The 21020-nt window shown below is 72.4% G+C and carries 14 protein-coding genes; 12 read left to right on the top strand and 2 right to left on the bottom strand.

Annotated elements, in window-relative coordinates; translation table 11 throughout:
* Nucleotides 1–39: 39 nt before the first annotated feature.
* Nucleotides 40–522, top strand: coding sequence for a MarR family transcriptional regulator (locus RWS82_RS10415; RefSeq protein ID WP_314649781.1), 483 nt, complete (start codon nucleotides 40–42; stop codon nucleotides 520–522).
* 129 nt (nucleotides 523–651) lie between these two features.
* Here the strand turns inward: RWS82_RS10415 and RWS82_RS10410 are convergent, their stop codons facing one another.
* Nucleotides 652–1482, bottom strand: coding sequence for a zinc-ribbon domain-containing protein (locus RWS82_RS10410; RefSeq protein WP_314649779.1), 831 nt, complete (start codon nucleotides 1480–1482; stop codon nucleotides 652–654).
* Nucleotides 1483–1625: 143 nt separating this feature from the next.
* Here RWS82_RS10410 and RWS82_RS10405 point away from each other — a divergent pair, with 143 nt between their 5' ends.
* The 10 genes from RWS82_RS10405 to RWS82_RS10360 all read left to right on the top strand — a co-directional run bounded on the left by RWS82_RS10405 (nucleotide 1626) and on the right by RWS82_RS10360 (nucleotide 16366).
* The gene (locus tag RWS82_RS10405; RefSeq protein WP_314649777.1) at nucleotides 1626–3011 is read left to right on the top strand and encodes a serine hydrolase domain-containing protein; all 1386 of its coding nucleotides are present in this window, start codon (nucleotides 1626–1628) and stop codon (nucleotides 3009–3011) included.
* Between the two features lie 69 nt (nucleotides 3012–3080).
* On the top strand, nucleotides 3081–4664 hold the full coding sequence (locus RWS82_RS10400; protein ID WP_314649775.1) for an ABC transporter substrate-binding protein: 1584 nt from the start codon (nucleotides 3081–3083) through the stop codon (nucleotides 4662–4664).
* Nucleotides 4665–4699: 35 nt separating this feature from the next.
* The gene (locus RWS82_RS10395; RefSeq protein ID WP_314649772.1) at nucleotides 4700–5698 is read left to right on the top strand and encodes an ABC transporter permease; all 999 of its coding nucleotides are present in this window, start codon (nucleotides 4700–4702) and stop codon (nucleotides 5696–5698) included.
* A gap of 17 nt (nucleotides 5699–5715) precedes the next feature.
* The gene (locus RWS82_RS10390) at nucleotides 5716–7521 is read left to right on the top strand and encodes a dipeptide/oligopeptide/nickel ABC transporter permease/ATP-binding protein (protein WP_314649770.1); all 1806 of its coding nucleotides are present in this window, start codon (nucleotides 5716–5718) and stop codon (nucleotides 7519–7521) included.
* On the top strand, nucleotides 7518–8282 hold the full coding sequence (locus RWS82_RS10385) for an ATP-binding cassette domain-containing protein (protein WP_314649768.1): 765 nt from the start codon (nucleotides 7518–7520) through the stop codon (nucleotides 8280–8282). Before RWS82_RS10390 ends, RWS82_RS10385 begins: the two co-directional genes overlap by 4 nt.
* Nucleotides 8283–8298: 16 nt before the next feature.
* Nucleotides 8299–11694 (top strand): serine hydrolase, encoded by a 3396-nt coding sequence (locus RWS82_RS10380; RefSeq protein ID WP_314649766.1) that lies wholly within the window; start codon nucleotides 8299–8301, stop codon nucleotides 11692–11694.
* The gene (locus tag RWS82_RS10375; RefSeq protein ID WP_314649764.1) at nucleotides 11691–12833 is read left to right on the top strand and encodes a M20/M25/M40 family metallo-hydrolase; all 1143 of its coding nucleotides are present in this window, start codon (nucleotides 11691–11693) and stop codon (nucleotides 12831–12833) included. Before RWS82_RS10380 ends, RWS82_RS10375 begins: the two co-directional genes overlap by 4 nt.
* The gene (locus RWS82_RS10370) at nucleotides 12821–13630 is read left to right on the top strand and encodes a GNAT family N-acetyltransferase (protein ID WP_314649760.1); all 810 of its coding nucleotides are present in this window, start codon (nucleotides 12821–12823) and stop codon (nucleotides 13628–13630) included. Before RWS82_RS10375 ends, RWS82_RS10370 begins: the two co-directional genes overlap by 13 nt.
* A complete protein-coding gene (menC, locus tag RWS82_RS10365; RefSeq protein WP_314649757.1) occupies nucleotides 13627–14739 on the top strand; it encodes an o-succinylbenzoate synthase in 1113 nt (370 codons plus the stop codon). Before RWS82_RS10370 ends, menC begins: the two co-directional genes overlap by 4 nt.
* 10 nt (nucleotides 14740–14749) lie before the next feature.
* Nucleotides 14750–16366, top strand: a complete 1617-nt coding sequence (locus RWS82_RS10360; protein ID WP_314649756.1) for a helix-turn-helix domain-containing protein — start codon at nucleotides 14750–14752, stop codon at nucleotides 16364–16366.
* Nucleotides 16367–16441: 75 nt separating this feature from the next.
* Here the strand turns inward: RWS82_RS10360 and RWS82_RS10355 are convergent, their stop codons facing one another.
* Complete coding sequence (locus tag RWS82_RS10355) at nucleotides 16442–20119, bottom strand: phosphodiester glycosidase family protein (protein ID WP_314649753.1); 3678 nt, start codon at nucleotides 20117–20119, stop codon at nucleotides 16442–16444.
* Between the two features lie 384 nt (nucleotides 20120–20503).
* Here RWS82_RS10355 and RWS82_RS10350 point away from each other — a divergent pair, with 384 nt between their 5' ends.
* Complete coding sequence (locus RWS82_RS10350; RefSeq protein ID WP_314649750.1) at nucleotides 20504–20989, top strand: MarR family transcriptional regulator; 486 nt, start codon at nucleotides 20504–20506, stop codon at nucleotides 20987–20989.
* Nucleotides 20990–21020: the final 31 nt, after the last annotated feature.

Raw genomic sequence — 21020 nt, 5'->3', positions numbered from 1 at the left:
GTCTCCGTGACGGCGGGGCTTCGCCGTAAGCTGGCGGGCATGAGCAGCGCACCCGACGACCCCGCCCGCGAGGGCGAGACCGCCGGTCTCGACGACCCAGAGCTCGCCGCCGCGGTGCATCGCGTCGAGCACGAACTCGGTCGGTTGTTCGCGCGCATCCGGGTGAGCTGGCGCGAGGCCGCCGCCTCCGTGCATCCCGATCTGCAGCCGCTGGGGTACCAGGTGCTGACGTCGATCGCGAGCGGCAAGGCGACATCGGCCGGTGCGATCATCGAGCGGCTGCAGACCGACAAGTCGGCCGTGAGCCGCCACGTGCGCCAGCTCGAACAGCTCGGGCTGGTCGAGAGCGTGCCCGACCCCGATGACCGTCGGGCACGGGTGCTCGTCGCGACGCCGCTCGCCCAGGAACGCGTGGCACTCGCCCGCTCCCGCTACGAGGCGCGCCTCGCCGACCGGCTGCGCCCGTGGTCGCCCGCCGACCTCGACCACTTCTCCGCCCTGCTCGCCGCCTTCGGCGACTGACCCGCGCCTCCTTCCGCTCCGAAGGAAGCGCCCGCTGAAAAGGAGATCACCTGCTCCGAAGGAGCGATCCTTCGAGATCGTCCCTTCGATCGCGAGATCTGCGTCGGATCGGGGGAGGGGCAGCCGCACTCAGCGGAGGTAGGCGTCGACGAGGAGGGCGCCGCGGATGTCGCGGAGACGGTCGATCACCCGCGCGACGCCCGCCGCACCGACGGAGGAGAGCTGCAGGTCGTGCGGACCGAGCGGTTCGAGGCGGCCCATGCGGAGGCGCACGACCTCCCACCCGGCGGCGCGGAGGGCGCGGTCCTTACGGCGATCGGCGGCCTCTCGCTTGCCGACGTGCTCGAGCCCGTGCCGGCCGACGGTGTCGTACTCGATGGCGACGCGCAGCTCGGGGAGCACGATGTCGGGCCATACCTCGGTGTGGCGGAAGAACGGGCGGGCGACCTTGACGGCGTTGTGATCGGGCGCGAAGGCCAGTCGGTCGGCGAGCGCGGCACGCAGTCGCGCCTCGGCGGCGGAGGCGGGCTTCGGCGCGCACACGCTGAGGAACGGGGTTCCGGTCGCGATATCGGGGGTCTTCGTGCAGAGCGGAGGCGCAGCGCGCTTCGGCTTCGCGGGGATGGCGCGGGGCTCGCCGAGGATCACGGGCTTCGGAAGCGCGAGGGCTGAGCACTCCGGGCACCAGGCCGATCGTCGACGCACCCGACCCGGGCGCTCCCGCTGCTCCGACGGGGTGGCCGCGAATCGGTGACCCAGTGGGCACTCCCAGCAGAGCAGCACGTCGGCGGCGAGCGGCACCTGCGACAGGACGATGCCATGATTGAGCTCGGGGTGGTACTGGCGGATCAGCTCGGGGTACGCCGCCCACCCGGCTCGGAACTCGCCCACGTCGTAGGGCACGGCGCGGCCGCGCGAGAACTGACGTCGCGCCCACCACTGCAGAACTGGCTCGGCCACGGAGGAGACGGTACGCGGCACCTCGGACATCACGACCATCCCGCATCCGTCCCTTCTCGTTTGTCCGATGCGACGAATACATGCCGCCGCATTGGTCCAGAACCACACGACCACGCCTCCCACCGTCTCCCTACAGTGGGCGCATGTCCGACACTTCCGCCCTCGTCGACGACCTTCGCGCCGCCCTCGCTCGCCACGCCGAGGCGAGGGGCGTGCCCGCGGCGGCGGTCGCCGTCGTCGTGGGAGACGAGATCGTCGAGCACGCCGTCGGGCAGCTCAGCACCGCGACGGGCGTGACCGCCACGACCGACTCCGTCTTCCAGATCGGCTCGATCACCAAGGTGTGGACGGCAACGATGGTGATGCAACTCGTCGACGACGGCCTCGTCGACCTCGATGCGCCCATCACGCAGTACCTGCCCGAGTTGCGTCTGGCCGACGACGACGCACCCGCCGCCATCACGGTACGGCACCTGCTCAGTCACCGGTCGGGCTTCGAGGGCGACATCTTCACCGACACCGGCCGCGGCGGCGATGCCGTCGAGAAGTACGTCGACCTGCTCGCGAGCGCCGCCCAGATCTTCACCCCCGGGGCCCTGTTCTCGTACAGCAACGCCGGGTACGTCGTGCTCGGACGGCTGATCGAACGGATGCGCGACACCACCTGGGAGCAGGCGCTCGTCGAGCGCCTCGCGGCCCCGCTGGGACTGAGCACCGTGTCACCCAGCCCCTACGAGGCGATCCTGCATCGCGCGGCGGTGGGACACGTCGGCCCGGACGAGAACGGGGTGCAGACGCCTGCCCCGTTCTGGGCGCTCGCCCGCTCGAACGAACCCGCCGGATCGATGCTGGCGATGTCGGCGCACGACCTCGCGGTCTTCGCACGAGCGCACCTGCGCGACGGGGCGACCCCCGAGGGCGGGAGCATCCTGTCGCCGGCTTCCGTCGCGGCCATGCGTCGCACCGAGGTGCGCCTGCCCCGCCTCGCCGGCATGGGGGCGGCGTGGGGGCTGGGTTGGGAGATCGCCCGCGAGGGCGACGCCCTGCTCTTCGGACACGACGGCAACACGGTGGGGCAGTCGTCGTTCCTGCGCATCGCCCCCGACGCCGGGGTCGCGATCGTGTTGCTCACGAACGGCGGCGACGCCGCGGGGCTGTTCCACGACGTGGTCGATCCGCTGCTGCGCGGTCTCACCGGGCACGGGCTGCCCGAGGAGCCGGTACCCGCCGCCGACGCGACGACCGACGGGGCGGATGCCTTCCTCGGGGTGTACGCGAACTCCACGGTCGAGATGGAAGTCGAACGCGACGACGCGGGCCGCCTGTGGCTCGAGCAGCGCCCCCGCCCCGAGCTGCGGGCGCTGGGCGCCGAGCCCTCGCGCGACGAGCTCGTGCGCTTCTCGGGCGATGCTCTCATCCTCCGCGAGCGCAAGGACGGCATGCACGTCGTGCTCGCGTTCCTCGAGCCCGGCGACGACGGCCGCGCCTCCTTCCTCCACGTCGGGCGCGCGGTCGCACGGTCGAGCTGAGTCCGTGCCCCGGTTCCATCCCCCTGCAGTCAGCGGTCAGAGAGTCACCTCACACGCCAGGAGAAGGTCATGACAACGAAACGCAGTGCCTCCATCGCCGCCGTCTCGGCGGTCGTCCTCACCGCCGCGCTCGCCGGGTGCGGTTCGGGCGGGGGCGGCAACGGTGAAACCGTCGAAGGCGGGACGTTCACCCAGGTCTCCAGCGCCGACCCGGGCAACCTCGACCCGCAGATGTCGGCGGGCAGCGCGCTCTTCGACCTCAGCAAGCTCGCGTACGACACGCTCGTGAGCGTCGACGCCGACGGCGAGGTGCGCAGCCAGCTCGCGAAGGAGTGGAACGTCGAGGGGACGACCGCGACCCTCACCATGAACGACGGGATCACCTGCAGCGACGGCACCCCGTTCACCGCGCAGACCGCCGCCGACAACATCAACTGGGTGGCCGACCCCGAGAATCAGAGCCCGTTCCTCGGCGCGTTCCTGCCGCCGGGAGCATCCGCCGTCGCCACGGACGACACGGTCACGATCACGCTCGCCTCGCCGGCGCCGTTCCTGCTGCTGGGCCTCTCCGGCCTGCCGATGGTCTGCGAGGCGGGGCTCACCGACCGGTCGGCGCTCGCCACGCAGACGATCGGTACCGGCCCGTACGTGCTCACCGAGGCGGTGCCGAGCGACCGCTACACCTACGAGCTGCGCGACGAGTACGCCTGGGGCCCGGGTGGCGCCGGCGTCGACGAGGCGGGCATTCCGGCCGAGGTGGTCGTGCGCATCGTGTCGGACGGCACGACGGCCGCCAACCTGCTGCTGTCGGGCGAGGTCAACGCCGCCCAGCTCACCGGGCCCGACGCCGAGCGCGCCGAGGGCGCGAACCTCTTCTCGCGGCAGAACACCGCGATGGCCGGCGAGCAGTGGTACAACCACGCCGAAGGCCACCCCACCGCCGACCCCGCCGTGCGGCTGGCGCTGACGCAGGCCGTCGACCTCGACGAGCTCGCCGGCGTCGTCACCGCGGGCAAGGGCGGACCGGCGACCTCCCTCGCCACGGTCGACCCGACCGTGTGCACGTACGACGCCGTCTCCGGCGCCGTACCCGAGTTCGACGTGGATGCCGCACAGAAGACTCTTGACGAGGCCGGCTGGGTCGAGGGTGCCGACGGTGTGCGCGAGAAGGACGGCGTGCCGCTGAGCCTCACGTTCCTCTACGACAACGACCTCGGAGCCGCGGGCGCCGCGGCGGCCGAGCTGGCGATCTCGGCCTGGCAGGAGATCGGCGTCGAGGTCGACGGCCGTCAGCAGGAGGAGAGCGTGCTGCTCGAGGCGCTGTTCGGCACCGGAGCGTGGGACATCGGCTGGGTCACGCTGAGCGTGAACAGCCCCGACCAGGTCGTCGGCTTCGTGAGCGGACCCACCCCGGCCGACGGAGGATCGAACTTCTCCGGCATCCAGAACGAGGAGTACACGGCCGCGGTCGCCGAGGCCTCGCAGATGGACGGCGCCGAGGGATGCGACACCTGGAAGAAGGCCGAGACGGCGCTGTTCGAGGCGGCCGACCTCGTGCCCTTCGCGAACACCACGGTGTCGCTGTTCGGCAACGGGGCCGAGTTCGAGTGGCTCGGTGTGATCGAGCCCACGAGCATCCGCCTGAAGGGCTGAGCGCCCTGACCGGCGCGGGAATCGGAACGGATGACATGACCACGGTGACCACACGCCTCGCGGAGGAGGACGCGCGCGGGCTCAGCGACCATCGGTGGCTGCGTTTCGCGGCGCGGCGCCTCGGCCGACTCGTGGTGTCGCTGTGGATCCTCATCACGGCGTCGTTCCTCATGATCCACCTGGTGCCGGGCGACCCGATCCGCGCGGCGCTCGGCCCGACGGCATCCGCCGCGGTGGTGCAGGCCCGCCGGGACTCGCTCGGACTCGACGACCCGATCTGGCAGCAGTACCTGCACTACCTGGGCGGCGTGTTCACCGGTGACCTGGGGGTGTCGATCGGGTCGCAGCTGCCGGTGGCCGACACGATCGCCCAGCGCCTGCCGGCGACGCTGCTGCTCGCGGTGCTGGCGTTCGCGGTGGCGGTGCTCATCGCCCTGCCGCTGGGCATGGCGGTCGCGATCGCCACGCAGCGGGGCCGGGCGCGAGGGCTCGAGGTCGGCTTCAGCTCGACGAGCGTGCTGTTCGGGTCGATCCCCGATTTCTTGCTCGGCGTCGCCCTGGTCGCGATCTTCGGTGTGCAGCTCGGATGGCTGCCGGTGGCGGGTCGCGAGGGGCCGCTGTCGTACGTGCTGCCCGTGCTCGCTCTCGCGATCGGACCGGCCGCGATCCTCGCCCGCATCCTGCGCATCGAAGTGCTGACCGTGCTCGACGCCGACTTCGTGCGCACCGCGCATGCCAAGCGGCTCCGGGCCTCGCGCATCGACCTGCGCCATGTGCTGCCCAACGCGGTCACCGCCACCCTGACCCTGGGCGGACTGCTGCTGAGCGGACTGGTGGCGGGCACCGTGCTCGTCGAGACGGTGTTCGCCTGGCCGGGCCTCGGCAGCACGATCGTCAGTTCGATCCAGGCCAAGGACTACCCGCTCGTGCAGGGCACGGTGCTCGTGTACGGCGTCGGGGTGCTGCTCGTGAACACCCTCGTCGACGCCGCGCTCGCGGTGCTCGATCCGCAGTCGACGGCGGCGGAGGGATGATGCGCACGCTCACTCGCATGGCCCGCACCCCGCTCGGGGCGACCGCGCTGTCGCTGCTGGCCCTCGTGTTCGTCACCGCGATCGTCGCGCCGTGGCTCTGGGGAGCCCAGGCCGACGTCACCGACACCGGCGACCTGCTCGCGGGCCCGTCGGCCGAGCACTGGGTCGGGACAGACAACCTCGGCCGCGATCTGCTGCTGCGCACCCTCGTCGCCACCCGCCTGTCGGTGGTGCTCGCCCTGTCGGCGACCGCGGTGGCGGTGGGCGCGGGGATCATCCTCGGCGTCGCCCCGCTGCTGCTCGGACGGGTGGTGGGGCGGGCGGTCACCTGGTTCACCGGTATCGCTGTCGCCTTCCCCGGCCTGCTGCTCGCCCTGTTCTTCGCGGCGATCTTCGGCAGCACCGCGACGGCAGCGGTCTTCGCGATCGGTCTTGCCGGGGCGCCGTCGTTCGCCCGCCTGTGCCAGAACCTCATCGCCGGCATCGAGGCGCGCGACTTCATCGCCGCGGCGCGGGTCGGCGGCATCGGCCGGGTGCGGGTGCTCTTCCGCCACGTGCTGCCGAACATCGCCGAACCGCTGATCGTCAACGCGACGGTGGGGGCGGGCGGCGCGCTGCTCGCCTTCGCCGGACTCTCGTTCATCGGGCTGGGCGTGCAGCCGCCGGAGTACGACTGGGGCCGCCTGATGATGGACGGGCTGCGCGGCATCTACAGCAACCCGCTCGCCGCGCTCGCCCCTGGGCTCGCGGTCGTGATCGCCGGGTTGGCGTTCAACCTCACGGGAGAGGCGGCGGCGCGCAGCCTCGGCATCGACGACGTCACGCTCACGGGAGCCCGGCGGGTGCGCCGCCGCCGTCGGTTGCCGGCTGCTCCGGCCCCGGCGCCCTCGACCTCCGACGGCAGCGCCGACGCGGTGCTCGAGGTCGCCGACCTGCGGGTCGACATCCCCACGGCGGGGGGCGATGTGCACGCGGTACGGGGCGTGAGCTTCTCGGTCGCGGCCGGCGAGATCGTCGGCATCGTCGGCGAGTCGGGGTCGGGCAAGTCGATGACGGCGCTCGCCGTCGCGAAGCTCGTGTCGGAGCCTGCGCGGGTGCAGGCGGGAACCCTGCGCTTCCTCGGCGAGGACCTGCAGGCGCCCACCGGGCCGCGGATGCGTCGGATGCTCGGCACCTCGATGGCGATGGTCTTCCAAGACCCGATGTCGTCGTTCAACCCCACGATGCGGATGGGCGATCAGCTGGCCGAGGTCGCGGTGGAGCACGCCGGGATGCGACGCCGTGACGCGCTGCGCCGAGCGGTCGACCGGCTCGCCGCCGTGCGCATCACCGCCCCCGCGCGCCGCGCGCGCCAGTACCCGTACGAGTTCTCCGGCGGCATGCGCCAGCGCGCGATGATCGGGATGGGCCTCATGGTCTCGCCGCGGCTCATCATCGCCGACGAGCCGACGACGGCCCTCGACGTCACCGTGCAGGCGCAGGTGCTCGACCTCCTGCGTGCGATCCGCGACGACGACGGTGCCGCCATCCTCTTCATCAGCCACGACATCTCGGTGGTCGCCGAACTCTGCGACCGGGTGCTCGTGATGCGCTCCGGGGAGATCGTCGAAGAGCTCGACGCGGCCGACCTCTCGTCGGCGCAGCATCCGTACACCCGCGCGCTGCTCGCCGCCGTCCCCCACATGGGCACCGACCTCGATCGGCCGCTCGCGACGCTCGCCTCGCTCACCGGAACGGACGTCGAACCGGCGCCGCAGCCGGACGAGGCGACGGATGCCGTTCCCGACACGTTCCCCGACGCCCAGGAGGTGCGCAGCCGATGAGCGAGCTCCGCTTCGACGACGTGACCATCCGCTACGGGCTGCGCCGTGCCGCCGTGACCGCGGTCGACCGGGTGTCGCTGGTGGTGCCGGAGGGCGGCGTCACCGGCGTGGTGGGCGAGTCGGGGTCGGGCAAGTCGACCCTCGGCCGCGCGGCGGTGGGGCTGGTGCCGCTCAGCGGCGGCCGCATCCTGCTCGACGGCGCACCGATCCCGGGTCGCGGCCCGCGCCCGCTGCAGATGGTCTTCCAGGACCCGTACTCGTCGCTCGACCCGCGGATGTCGGTCGGCGCGAGCATCGCCGAGATGATGCCGGCATCGATGACCCGGCGCGAGCGTGCGACGGAGGTCGGACGCCTGCTCGAACTCGTGCACCTCGACGCCCGCCAGGCCGATCACCGCCCCGCGCGCTTCTCGGGCGGGCAGCGGCAGCGCATCGCGATCGCGCGCGCGTTGGCCGGGCGCCCGCAGGTGCTGATCGCCGACGAGATCACCTCGGCGCTCGACGTGCTCATCCAGGGCGCGATCCTCAACCTGCTGCGCGAGCTGCAGACCGAGCTGGGGTTCTCGATGCTCTTCATCTCGCACAACCTCGCCGTCGTGCGGTACGTCGCCTCGCAGATCGTGGTGATGCGAGACGGACAGGTCGTCGAGCAGGGCGACACCCTCGCGGTGCTCGACCAGCCGCAGGCCGACTACACCCGCGAGTTGCTCGCGGCGATCCCGCGACCGATCCACTACACGCCCGACGCGCGCCGCGTCTGAATCGAAGGAGCACGCCGTGACCCGCAGAATGACCATCGACGACGTCCTGGCGCTGACCGTTCCGAGCCAGCCCGCCCTCGCCCCCTCGGGCGACCGCACCGTTTATGTGCTCTCCGGCGTCGACGTCGACGCCGACGAGGCGACCCGGTCGCTGTGGATCGCCGACGACGACGGCGCGCGGCGCCTGACCCGCGGCACCACCGACTCCAGCCCCGCGTTCTCGCCCGATGGGCGGGAGGTCGCGTTCGTCCGCGACGGGCAGATCTGGACCCTGCCGGTCGGCGGGGGAGAGGCGCAGCGCCGCACCGACCTGCCCCTCGGCGCGGGGGCGCCGGTGTGGAGTCCGGACGGAGCGCGGATCGCGTTCACGGCGTCGGTCGCGCCGCCGGTGGCCCGAGGCGTGGATGCCGAGCGCCAGCGCGAGCACGGCCCCATCGCCACCGAGGCGATCGACTACCTCGTCGACGGGGCTTGGTTCACCCGCGGCGTGCAGGCTCAGCTCCACGTGCTCGACGTCGCGAGCGGCGAGGTGCGCCGGCTCACCGACGGCGTCGCGGGGGTGGACAGCCCCGCGTGGTCGCCCGACGGGGGCACGCTCGCCTACGTCGCGCGTCCGGCGGGAACGGACGACCTCGCCTTCCGTTCCGCGGTGCACGCGGTCGACCCGCACGACCCTGCCGCCCGACCGCGCGTGCTCGGGTTCGCGGAGGGATTCGCCGGCACGGTCTCGTTCGCACCCGACGGATCGCAGCTGATCGTGATCGGCTGGACCGGCGACCCCGACGGCCACGCGGGGCTCTTCCGGGTCGACCTCGGTTCGGGCGACGTCACCGATCTCGCGGGTGCACTCGACCGCAACGTCATGCCCGGCGCCCCCGCCTACCCCGGCGCGCTGCCGCAGGTCACCGCGAGCGGCGAGGTGCTGTTCGCGATCCGCGACCGCGGGGCGACCCACCTCTACGGCGTGCCCCTGACGGGCGGCGAGCCGCGCCTCGTGCACGGCGGCACCGACGAGGTGGTGAGCGGACTCTCGGTCGTCGGCGACCGCGCCGCCATCGCCCTGTCGACCCCCACCTCGTTCGGCGAGATCGTGCTGCTCGACGTGGCGGCGGGCACGGCATCCGTCCTCACCGCGCACGGTGCCGCTCCGCACGATGCCGAGCTGTACGTGCGCGAGAGCCGCGAGTTCCCGATCAGCGACGGCACCACCGTGCAGGCCTGGATCGTGCGCGACCCCGCGGTCGATGGGCCCACCCCGCTGCTCGTCGACGTGCACGGCGGCCCCCACAACGCCTGGAACGGCGCGGTCGACGAGATGCACGTCTTCCACCAGGAGCTCGCCGCGCACGGCTGGACGATCGTGATGATCAACCCCCGCGGCAGCGACGGCTACGGCGAGGAGTTCTGGCGGGGCGTCAACGGGGCGTGGGGCGTGGCCGACGCGAAGGACTTCCTCGAGCCGGTCGATCAGCTCGTGGCCGAGGGCATCGCCGATCCGGCGCGCCTCGCAGTGACCGGGTACAGCTACGGCGGCTACATGACCGCCTACCTGACCGGGCACGACGACCGTTTCGCCGCCGCCGTCGCCGGAGGCATCGTGGCCGACATGGTCAGCATGGGCGGCACGAGCGACGACGCGCACCTGCTCAACCTGTTCGAGATCGGGATCATGCCGTGGGAGTCGGCCGGCCGTGAGCGCCTGGCCGCGATGTCTCCCTATTCGGCGGTCGAGAACGTGACCACGCCCACGCTGGTGCTGCACGGCGAGAAGGACCTGCGTTGCCCGGTGCACCAGGCGCAGCAGTGGCACTACGCGCTGCGCGAGCGCGGCGTGCCCACCGAGCTCGTGCTGTACCCCGACGGCAGCCATGTCTTCCCGCTGCTCGGGCGCCCGAGCCACCGCGTCGACTACGCCCGTCGTGTCGTCGAGTGGGTCGAGCGCTTCGCCGGCAGCGCGAACGGCGCGCGCCCCGCCGCGATCGACGCCGCGCACTGGCAGCACCGGCTCGACGAGCTGGCGAAGCTGCACGGTGTGCCCGGCGCGCAGCTCGGCATCCTGCGCTACGACCCCGACGGCCGAGACGACGTCGTCACCCTCGCCACGGGCACGCTCAACCGCAGCCTGCCCGAGCGCTCGGCCGAGGCGCTGCCCGACTCGGTGTTCCAGATCGGCTCGATCTCGAAGGTCTGGACGGCGACGGTCATCCTGCGGCTCGTCGAGCAGGGGCGCTTCACCCTCGACACCCCGGTGAAGCAGATCCTTCCCGATCTGCAGCTGGTGAACGACGAGCTCACCGACGGCGTCACCGTGCGGCACCTGCTCACCCACACGAGCGGCATCGACGGCGACGTGTTCACCGACACGGGCCGGGGCGACGACTGCCTCGAGAAGTACGTTGCCCTGTTCCCCGAGGTCGGACAGAACCACCCGCTCGGCGCGACCTGGTCGTACTGCAACTCGGGCTTCGTGCTGCTCGGGCGCATCATCGAGCAGGTGACCGGCCAGGTGTGGGACACCGCGATGCGCGAGCTGCTCTTCACGCCGCTCGGTCTCACGCACACGGTCACGCTGCCGGAGGAGGCGATCCTGTTCTCGGCGGCGGTCGGCCACGTCGACACCGGCGAGGAGACGATCGTGACCCCCGTGTGGCAGCTGCAGCGGTCGATGGGGCCGGCCGGTCTCATCACCGCGCGCGCCGCCGATGTGCTCGCCTTCGCCCGGCTGCATCTCGCCGGCGGGGTGACCGCCGACGGCACGCGCCTGCTCGACGAGGCGACGGTCGCCGACATGCAGGCCTTCCAGGCCGAGGTGCCCGACAAGCACGTGCTCGGCGACTCGTGGGGCCTGGGCTGGATCCGCTTCGACTGGAACGGCGAGCGGCTGTACGGCCACGACGGCAACACGTTCGGGCAGGCGGCATTCCTGCGCGTGCACGCCGAATCGGGCGTTGCGGTGACGCTGCTCACCAACGGCGGGCACACCCGCGACCTGTACGAAGACCTCTACCGCGAGATCTTCGCCGAGCTGTCCGGTGTGCGCATGCAGGAGTCGGTGCAGCCGCCGTCGCCGCCGGTCGACGTCGACATCACGCCCTTCGTCGGCACCTACGAGCGGGCATCCGTGCGCTCCGAGGTGTACGTCGGCGACGACGGGCCCGTGCTGCGCACCACCGTGCTCGGGCCGCTCGCCGAAGTCGAACCGAACCCGGTCGACGAGTACGCCCTCGTGCCCTACAGCCCCGGCGTGTTCGCGCTGCGCGCCCCGGGCACGCAGACGTGGATGACGGCGACGTTCTACACGCTGCCCACCGGCGAGGAGTACATCCACTTCGGCGCCCGCGCCACCCCCAAGGTGTCGAGCGACGCCCCTGCGGTGTCCATCCCCGCCCCGACGGTGTCGAGCGGCGCATGAGCACGGCATCCGCGACGAGCGCCGACCGCCTCACCGAGGCGGCGCTCGTCGACACCATCCGACGGCTCGTGGAGTGCGAGTCGCCGTCGTCCGACGATGCGGCCGTGGCGAGGTCGGCCGACCTCGTCGCCGAGATCGGCCGCGCACTGCTGCGGGCCGAGCCCGAGCGCATCGTCGTCGACGGATGCTCGCATCTGCGCTGGCACTTCGGGCCCGAGACCCGCGTGCTGCTGCTCGCCCACCACGACACGGTGTGGCCGGCCGGCACCCTCGCGCGGCTGCCGTTCGGGGTCGACGGCGGGGTGCTGCGCGGCCCCGGCGCCTTCGACATGAAGGCCGGGCTGGCGATGGCGTTCCACGCGCTGGCCGCGCTCGACGACCGTGACGGTGTGACCCTGCTGGTCACGGGAGACGAGGAGATCGGATCGGCGCGGTCGCGCGAACTCATCGAGAGCACCGCGCGGGGCGCCGCCGCGGTGCTCGTGCTCGAGGCGTCGGCCGACGGTGGGGCGCTGAAGGCCGCGCGCAAGGGGGCGGCGATGTACGACGTCGAGATCGACGGGCGCGCGGCGCACGCCGGGCTCGAACCCGAGAGCGGCGTCAACGCCACCGCGGCGCTGGCCGAGTTGGTGCTCGCCGCCCTCGCCCTCGCCGACGCCGAGACGGGCACCTCGGTCACCCCGACCACGGCGGCATCGGGCACGACGGGCAACACCGTGCCCGCCCGTGCCCACCTGCACATCGACGCACGCTCGTGGTCGGCCGGCGAACTCGCACGGGTCGACAGCGCCCTACGGGCCTATCGTTCGCCCGTCGACGGGGCACGGCTCACGATCGGCGGCGGCATCAACCGCCCGCCGCTCGAGCGCGCGATGTCGCGCGACCTGCTCGCCCTCGCCGAGCGTCTCGCAGACGGCCTGGGTCTCGCCCCGGTGACCGCCGTCGAGGTGGGCGGCGGCAGCGACGGCAACTTCACGGGCGCCCTCGGCATCCCGACGCTCGACGGGCTCGGCGCGGTCGGCGGGGGCGCGCATGCCGACGACGAGCACGTCGTGGTGGCAGAGCTGCTGCCGCGCACCCGGCTCCTGACCGCCCTGGTCACGGAGCTCATCGGATCGGAGGGGTCATGGCTCGGCTGATGCACGACGACGTCGTCGCCACGCGTGCGCTGCTCGACGCCGAGCGCGCCGCCGCGCACGCGGGCGTCGAGGTACGCGAACTGACCGGTGTGGCCGAGCAGGCCGATGCGATCGCACTGCTGTCGCGCATCTGGCAGCGCACGGCCGACAACCCGGCCGTGCCGCCGGAGCTGCTGCGGGCGTTGAGCAAGGCCGGCAGCTATGTGGGCGGCGCGTTCGCGGACGCGATGCTCGTGGGCGTCGCGATCGCGTTCCACGCCGACCCCGAGCGCCACGCCCTGCACAGCCACATCACCGGCATCTCGCCCGAGTCGATCGGGCGCTCCGTCGGCTTCGCTTTGAAGCAGCACCAGCGGGCCTGGGCGCTCGGGCGCGGCATCGATGTGATCGAGTGGACGTTCGACCCCCTCGTCGCACGCAACGCGCATTTCAACATCGTGAAGCTCGGCGCGCGACCGCAGGAGTACCTGGCCAACTTCTACGGCGCCATGACCGACGGGGTAAACGGCGACGACGAGACCGACCGGCTGCTGGTGAGCTGGCCGCTGCGCGACGCGGGGGTGGCCGACCGGGCCTCCGGAACGTCGCCCGCGCCGGCGGAGGCGCGCGCCGGCGACGAACGGGTCCTCGTGCCGTCGGACATCGCCCGCATCCGCCGCGACGACCCCGCCGAGGCGCGACGCTGGCGCCGCGACGTGCGCGAGAAGCTCACCACCCTGCTCGACGCCGGATTCACCGTCGTCGGATTCGACCGCGCCGAGGGCTACCTCGTGCGCCCGCACGAGGAGAGTGCATGAAGCTCGAGGGAATCGAACTGCGCCGGGTCGCGATGCCGCTGGTGTCGCCGTTCCGCACGTCGTTCGGCACGCAGACCGCGAAGGACATCCTTCTGGTGCGCGCCGTCACCGACGCCGCGGAGGGCTGGGGGGAGTGCGTCACCCTGCCGGACCCCGTCTACTCGGCCGAGTACACCGAGGGCGCGGTCGACATGCTGCGCCGCAACATCCTGCCCGCGCTCGCCGGGGTCGACCTCGCCGGCGCCCACATGGTCGGCGAGCGGCTCGCGCCGTTCAAGGGGCACCGCATGGCGAAGGCCGCGGTCGAGATGGCCGTGCTCGACGCCGAGCTGCGCGCCGAGGGGCGCTCGTTCGCCCGTGAGCTCGGGGCCGTCCGAACTCAGGTGCCGTGCGGAGTGTCTGTCGGCATCATGGACGAGATCCCGCGGCTGCTCGACGCCGTCGACGGCTACCTCGCCGAGGGCTACGTGCGCATCAAGCTGAAGATCGAGCCGGGGTGGGACATCGACGTCGTGCGTGCCGTGCGCGAGCGGTTCGGTGACGACGTGGGCCTGCAGGTCGACGCGAACACCGCATACACGCTGCGCGATGCCCGCCATCTCGCCCAGCTCGACGCCTTCGACCTGCTGCTCATCGAGCAGCCGCTGGAAGAGGAGGACATCCTCGGGCACGCGGAGCTGGCACGGATGCTGCGCACGCCGATCTGCCTCGACGAATCGATCACCTCGGCCCAGACCGCGGCCCAGGCGCTGACGCTCGGGGCGACCAGCGTCATCAACATCAAGCCGGGCCGCGTGGGCGGCTACCTCGAGGCGCGGCGGATCCACGACCTCGCGGCGGCCCACGGCGTGCCCGTGTGGTGCGGGGGCATGGTCGAGTCGGGCCTCGGGCGCGCCGCGAACATCGCGCTCGCCGCCCTGCCGGGCTTCGTGCTGCCCGGTGACGTGTCGGCCAGCGACCGGTTCTACCGCACCGACCTCACCGAGCCGTGGGTCATGCGCGACGGCCACCTCGACGTGCCGCAGGGGCCGGGGCTGGGCGTGGCGCCGGTGCCCGAGATCCTCGACGAGCTCACGACGTGGACCGAGTGGATCCCGATGGGACATTAGGCTCGCCCGTATGAGCGGGCTGGCGCGATCGAGCTGGGGGAGGGTCTTCGACGATCTCGGTGTGACGCTGCTCGAAGTCGCGCACGGACGCATCGACGTCGACCGGCACATCGGCGGCGTCGTCATCCACGATCCGATCGACCCGCCGGTCTATCCGGCCGACGCCGTGGTGCTCGCGATCGCCGTGCACGATGCCGATGCGCTCGTCGGCCTCATCGAGACGGCCGGGTCGGCCGGTGCGGTCGCGGTGATCGCCCGCACCGCCGGCGGGCTGCCGGCATCCGTGCGCGAGGCCGCCGACCGGGCCGGCGTCGCCGTGCTGTCGCTCGCCCGCGGCGCCACCTGGACGCAGCTCGCGGCTCTGCTGCGCTCGCTTCTCGCCGAGGACGATGTCGGCCGCACCCCAGCCGAGTCGCTCGGCGGCGTTCCGTCTGGCGACCTGTTCGCCGTCGCGAACGCCATCGCCGCGATGCTCGACGCCCCGGTCACGATCGAGGACCGCTCGTCGCGCGTGCTCGCGTTCTCGGGCGGGCAGGAGCGGGCCGACCCGTCGCGCGTCGAGACGATCATCGGACGTCAGGTGCCCGACCGGTACGCGCGGGTGCTCACCGAGATGGGCGTGTTCCGCGACCTGTACCGCGACGACGCCCCGGTCGTCGTCGACCCCGTGAAACTGGGCGAGGGCGTCTCGACGCAGCGCGTGGCGATCGCGGTGCGCGCGGGGGACGAGGTGCTCGGGTCGATCTGGGCGGCGATGGACGGCCCGCTCACGCGCGAGCGCGATGTCACGCTGCGGGAGGCGACGAAGCTCGTCGCCCTGCACCTGCTGCGCATCCGCGCGGGCGCCGACGCACAACGACGCCTGCGTGCCGAGCTGGTGAGCCGTGCCGTCGACGGAGGCCCGGAGGCGCCCGACGCGCTGGGTCGCCTCGGGTTGACGGCGCGCCGGGTCGCCGTCGCGGCCGCCGCGATCGTGACGCGGGGCGACGACACGGCGGGGCATGAGGCGATCGCCGAACGCGAGCGGCTCGCCGACGCCTTCGCGCTGCACCTCTCCGCCGTGCAGCCGGGCGCCGCCGTCGCACTGGTGGGCGACACCGTCTACGGCATCCTGCCCGTCGACGACGCGCTCGCCGAGGAGCGTGCGCTGCGCCTGGCCGAAGACTTCCTCCGTCGCGTGGGCGACCGCATCCCCGCCGTGATCGGCATCGGGCGGCCGGCGTCGACGGCAGCCGAGATCGCCCGTTCGCGAGCGCAGGCGCATCGGGCGCTGCGGGTGCTCGTCGAGCGTCCGGGCGAGCGCCATGTCGCCCCCATCGCCGAGGTGCAGACCGCGTCGCTGCTGCTCGACCTCGAAGATCTGCGCCGAGCGCGCGGCGACGAGGTGCCCGATCCGCTCGCCCGGCTCGTGGCGTACGACGCCGAGCACGGCGCGCATCTGGTCGACACCCTGCGCGGGTGGCTCGATCACCTGGGCGACATCGCTGCGGCCGCCGCCTCGGCCTTCGTGCATCCGAACACGTTCCGCTACCGGCTGCGCCGCGTCGCCGAGGTGAGCGGACTCGACCTCGACGACCCGGATGCGCGGTTCGCGGCGATGCTCGAGATCCGCACGCTCCTGACCTGAGGCGCGACCCGCCGCGCATCGACGAGACCCCGCCTCCGCCGGAGCGGAAGACGGGGCCTCGGAGATCGCCGCGCGTCAGACGAGGTCGTCGATTCCGGCGTCCGACGTCTCGACCGCGGTGCGGCGGCGCAGACGCATCGCCGCGAGGCCGCTGCCGGCGAGCAGCATCAGGATGCCGACCGTGACGACCCACGGGGCGATGCCGCCGCCGGTCGCGCCGAGCTCGTCATCGGATGCGGAGCCGTCACCCGCGCCGTCGGCACCGCCGCTCGACCCGCCGCCCGCACCGCCACCGGAGCCAGCGCCGCCCGAGCCGCCGTCGCCTCCGGAGCCGCCGTCGCCGCCGCCCGGAACGGTCGCGTCATCCGTCGCGAACGCCACCGTCTCGCTGACACCATTGATCGTGAGCGTCACGCTGCCCTCACCCTCCGCGAGCGACGTGAGCACGTGCGACGCAGGGTCGAGCGCGGCGATGCTGCCGGCCGGAGCATCCGTCGCCGCCCCGATGAACACGCCCGCCGAGGCCGTCCAGCGGTAGCTCATCGGCCACGCGACCGGCACCTCGTCCTGCCCGGGCTGGGCGATCGAGGGGGCGAGCGACGTGCGCGTCCCGGCCTCGAGCGTCGCGGGGATCTCGTCGAAGCGGATCGCGTCGACCCGGGTCTGCACCTCGGCCTGCAACCAGGGTGAGGTGGCATCCGCCCACGCCCCGGCAGCCGGGTCGATGCCGAGCATCGTCCAGCCCGTGAACTGCCCGAAGGGGGCGCCGGCGGGCGCCTTCCCGGAGTTGCCGTTGATCAGGTACGGGATGCCGTCTTCCCGCGTCGCGTGGAAGACGCCCACGTGCGACCCGACGAAGGCGGCCGACTTGCCGCTCGACTCGCGGAAGCGCTCCAGCCAGTCGCGCACGAGCGCCGCGTCGGACCGGTTGGCGAGCTGACTCGACTTCGTGGCGAGCGGGTCGTCGAGCGGGTGGTGCTGGAGCAGCACCACGCCGGTCACGGCAGGGTCGGTCGCGGCATCCGCCAGCGCGTCGCGGAACATCTCGATCTGGTCGAATTTGCCCGACAGCGAGCCGGTCGACGAGTCGAGCATGATGAAGCGCGTGCCCTGCTGGTCGACGACGCGGGAGTTCTCGCCGAAGGCCTGCTCGAAGTTGGCGATGTCGCCGCCCATGATCTCGTGGTTGCCCGGAACGTAGTACCAGGGGAAGTCGGTGCCGGCCAGCTCCTCGTCGAGAATGCTGCGGGCCAGCGCGAAGTCGGCCGGAGACGCCTCGTCGACGAAGTCGCCGTTGATGACGAGCACATCGGGGTCGGCCGCGACGATCTCCTGCAGGGCCCGACGGGCCCCGGCGACGAGGTCGCTGTCGGGGTTGCGGGCCACGAACTGCGCGTCGCTCATGACCGCCACCCGCAGGGGCGACGCGTCGGTCGCGCCGTCGGCGACGATGATCGGATCGGGCACGACGGCCGTCGGCGGCATCTCGACGTCTGGGGCGACGGCGACCGCGAGCGAGCTGATCGTGATGCCGCCCGTGTACTGCGCTCCGGCCTTCGTCTCCATGAGGCGGAAGCGCTGGAAGGTGAGCGGGTACTGCACGCCGGCCGGCACCGTGAACTCGGCCTGACGCCAGCCGGTCCAGGTGACCTCGGGCCCGTCGAGGTTCGACGTGGTTCCGTTCGCCTGGCGGAACTGCAGGCGCGGCCACGCGCCCTTGCCGTCGCCCTCGATCCACATCGTCAGCTTCTGCGGCTGACCGGGCAGCACGACCCCGCCGTTCGGCGCGACCGCGTACTGGCCGCGCGTCGCGGTCGACTGCGTGAAGTCGTAGCGCAGGGCGAGGCCGTTGTCGCCCTCGTGGCCCGGTGCGGGGGCGACGGAGCCCCCGGGAGCGCGGTCGTTGGCAGAGGTCCACTGCGCGGCATCCGCCAGGTCGGCGAAGAGGATCTCGTGGAGACCCACCGTGGCCGGCACCGTGACCGCGTGGCCCGCGACCGTGAAGGTCAGCGAGGCGCTGCCGAGGTCGCCGAGCGCGCGCACCTCGAAGGTGCCGTCGGTGTGCGGGGCGAACGACAGCAGCGACGCGTCGGCGCCGCCGATCTCGACATCCGCGGGGTCGATCGGAGCCTGGAAGCCGTTCGCGTCGTGACCGGTGATGGTCAGCACGCGGGCGTCGTCGCGGCCCGCGAGGGCGAGCAGGCCGGTCGATGCCGTGACGCGCGTAAGGGGGCCGAGCACCTGCAGTGCCCGTTCGCCGGTGGCCGATCCGTGCGTCGCCGTGATCGTGGCCGCGCCCGGCGTGACGCCAGTGACGGTGGCGGATGCGCCGTCGGCCGTGACGGTGGCACCGCCGGTCGCCGACCACTGGGGGGCGACGGCATCCGAAGCCGAGCCGTTCTCGGTCACGCCGACCGCCTCGATGCGGCGGTGCAGGCCCGGGAACACCCGTGCCGCGTCGTCGACGTCGATGCCGGTGCGCAGGTCGAAGCTCGCCGGGGCGCTCGAACCGGGGGTGCGCAGGAAGATGCCGAGGCCGTTCGCATCGCTGCGCTCGTAGCCGTCGGACGGTGCGTTCAGCACGCTCGCGCCGGCGTCACCGGGCTGACGGGCGTTCATCTGCGACGAGCCGCCGCCGTCGAGGTTGAGCGCGTCCCACGCGCCGAGGTCGAGCATCAGCTGCCCGAGCTCGGGAACCGTGAGTCCGGGCACGGTGCTCTGGCGTCCGTCGGCCACCACGAAGTACGCCGTGGTGCCGTCGGCCGAGAAGCCGACGCCCGTGCGCGGGTGGCGCAGGCGCGACAGGTCGGACACGGCGTCGCCGAGCTCGCCGTCTTCGAGCATGAGCGGCTCGGAGGATGCGTGGCCACCGACGGCGGCGGCGAGGTCGACCGCCTCGGGGTTCAGCGTGTACGACACGGCGACCGGGTCGCCGGCCTTCAGTGCCGAGAGGGCATCGGCGGTGGCGCCGGGCGCGGCGACCACGGCCTGCACGCCGTCGGCCAGCTGCTCCGATCCGGGTGCCTGTGCGGTGCGGGTGACGGTGCCATCGGCGCTCACGAGCACCTCGACCCCGGTCTGCCCGGCGGGGATGCTGCGGCCGCGGTTGCCCGTGCCCCAGTGCGCGTTGTACACGACGACGCTGTCGGCCTCGCCGGTCACGCGGTTGATGCCCGCAAGGCGCAGCGCGCCGGACGGCAGGGTGACGGTTCCTTCGAGGAATACCTCGACGATGCCGCCGAGGCCCGAGTCGGTGAATCCGGCCACGTTGTTGCGTGACACCTCGGGCGACTTCAACAGCCCGTCGTCGCGACTGATCGCGGTGCCGAGGGGTGCGGAGGAGTTGTTGATGTCGAAGAAGTCGCCGTTGACGCCGGCGATGGCGCCCGAGCCGTCGACGAACTCGCTGACGGTTCCCGGGTCGGTGAGCGCGTCGTTGCCGATGTAGTCGACCTCGAGGTTCGAGTCGGCGAGCTGCACGCGCAGCACGTGCAGCAGCTGGCGTCCGTCGGGGCCGAGGCGCTCGAACTCGACCTGGTCGAGGCCGGGCGCGAGGCGGGTGTGCTCGACGTCGTCGACGACGTAGGTGCCGCGGCCGTCGAGCACCATGCCGTCGATCACGGTGGGGTCGTCGAACGCCTGGGCGGTGACGGGCTGCGAGAGGGCGCCGACGAGGGCGAGGGAGCAGGCGGCCGCGAGGATCGCGGTCAGGCGGGAGGCGCGGGCGCGCGGGGGAGCATGTCGAGTGGGCATGGTCTTCCTGAGACGAGGTCGGGGGACGACCTCAGCCTGGGCAGGGGGAGTGAACACGCGGCGCCTGCGCGGTGAATCGTCGATGACCGGTTGTACAAAATATCTGCCGCTTGGGCATTGACTGTAGCTTTGTTTCACCCGAGAGGGAATGACGAAAACCGCAACCGTTGTGGAACTTCATTTCGCCCGGCGTCTGAATATCTAGTTAGACTAGTAACCCAACTCGCCGCCGGACGCTCCGATCGGAGCGATCCAGCGGCCTACCGCGTGAAGGAGCCTGGACATGTCTCAGCAGAACCAGATCAGCCCGGACGTCGACGAGACCACCGAGCCGCGCGGCGAGTTCGGCCAGTGGCTCCAGGTCATCAACCACGGGGACTGACCGTGAGTACTGCCGAGGCGGACTCCGGGATCTGGACGGCCGTCGACGACACCCGTGCCCTCGACGTCGTGAAGGCCGTCGAACGCGTGCGGCTCGCGGAGGACCAGCTCGCCCGACGCCGTCAGTCGGCCTGTGGACCGAGCCCGCTGCTGCGCGAGATCACCCGACTCATCGCCGAAGCCGATGACCGCCACGAGGCCCTCACTCCCGGCGACCTCGCCAAGGAGTTGAAGGTCACGACGGCGGCGATCACGCAGGCGATCGACAAGCTCGAGACCGCCCGCATCATCACGACCCAGCGGAACCCCTCCGACAGTCGCTCGAAGTTCCTCGTGCCATTGCGCCGCATCGACCCGGCCGAGGGGTTGGATGCCACGGCGCTGGCGATGCTCGAATACGCCGCGCAGCTCCCCGCCGCCGAGGCCGAGGCCGTGCAGGCGTTCCTCGAGCAGCTCGCCGACCACCTCACCCGCGAGTGCCGCGGCTGAGCGTGCGCGGCGGAAGACTCCCGCGATCGGG

Origin of the sequence: uncultured Microbacterium sp. (assembly GCF_963528945.1) — a bacterium.
Lineage (GTDB): Bacteria > Actinomycetota > Actinomycetes > Actinomycetales > Microbacteriaceae > Microbacterium.
The sequence above is the reverse complement of the archived record's forward strand: the minus strand, read 5'-3'. Positions and strand labels throughout refer to the sequence as shown.

Bases quoted from the DNA above. Each gene is read 5' to 3' on its own strand.
- RWS82_RS10395 (WP_314649772.1), top strand. From the start codon at position 4,700: ATGACCACGGTGACCACACGCCTCGCGGAGGAGGACGCGCGCGGGCTC.
- RWS82_RS10390 (WP_314649770.1), top strand. From the start codon at position 5,716: ATGGCCCGCACCCCGCTCGGGGCGACCGCGCTGTCGCTGCTGGCCCTC.
- RWS82_RS10375 (WP_314649764.1), top strand. From the start codon at position 11,691: ATGAGCACGGCATCCGCGACGAGCGCCGACCGCCTCACCGAGGCGGCG.
- RWS82_RS10360 (WP_314649756.1), top strand. From the start codon at position 14,750: ATGAGCGGGCTGGCGCGATCGAGCTGGGGGAGGGTCTTCGACGATCTC.
- RWS82_RS10355 (WP_314649753.1), bottom strand. From the start codon at position 20,119: ATGCCCACTCGACATGCTCCCCCGCGCGCCCGCGCCTCCCGCCTGACC.
- RWS82_RS10370 (WP_314649760.1), top strand. From the start codon at position 12,821: ATGGCTCGGCTGATGCACGACGACGTCGTCGCCACGCGTGCGCTGCTC.
- RWS82_RS10400 (WP_314649775.1), top strand. From the start codon at position 3,081: ATGACAACGAAACGCAGTGCCTCCATCGCCGCCGTCTCGGCGGTCGTC.
- RWS82_RS10385 (WP_314649768.1), top strand. From the start codon at position 7,518: ATGAGCGAGCTCCGCTTCGACGACGTGACCATCCGCTACGGGCTGCGC.
- RWS82_RS10415 (WP_314649781.1), top strand. From the start codon at position 40: ATGAGCAGCGCACCCGACGACCCCGCCCGCGAGGGCGAGACCGCCGGT.
- RWS82_RS10405 (WP_314649777.1), top strand. From the start codon at position 1,626: ATGTCCGACACTTCCGCCCTCGTCGACGACCTTCGCGCCGCCCTCGCT.
- menC (WP_314649757.1), top strand. From the start codon at position 13,627: ATGAAGCTCGAGGGAATCGAACTGCGCCGGGTCGCGATGCCGCTGGTG.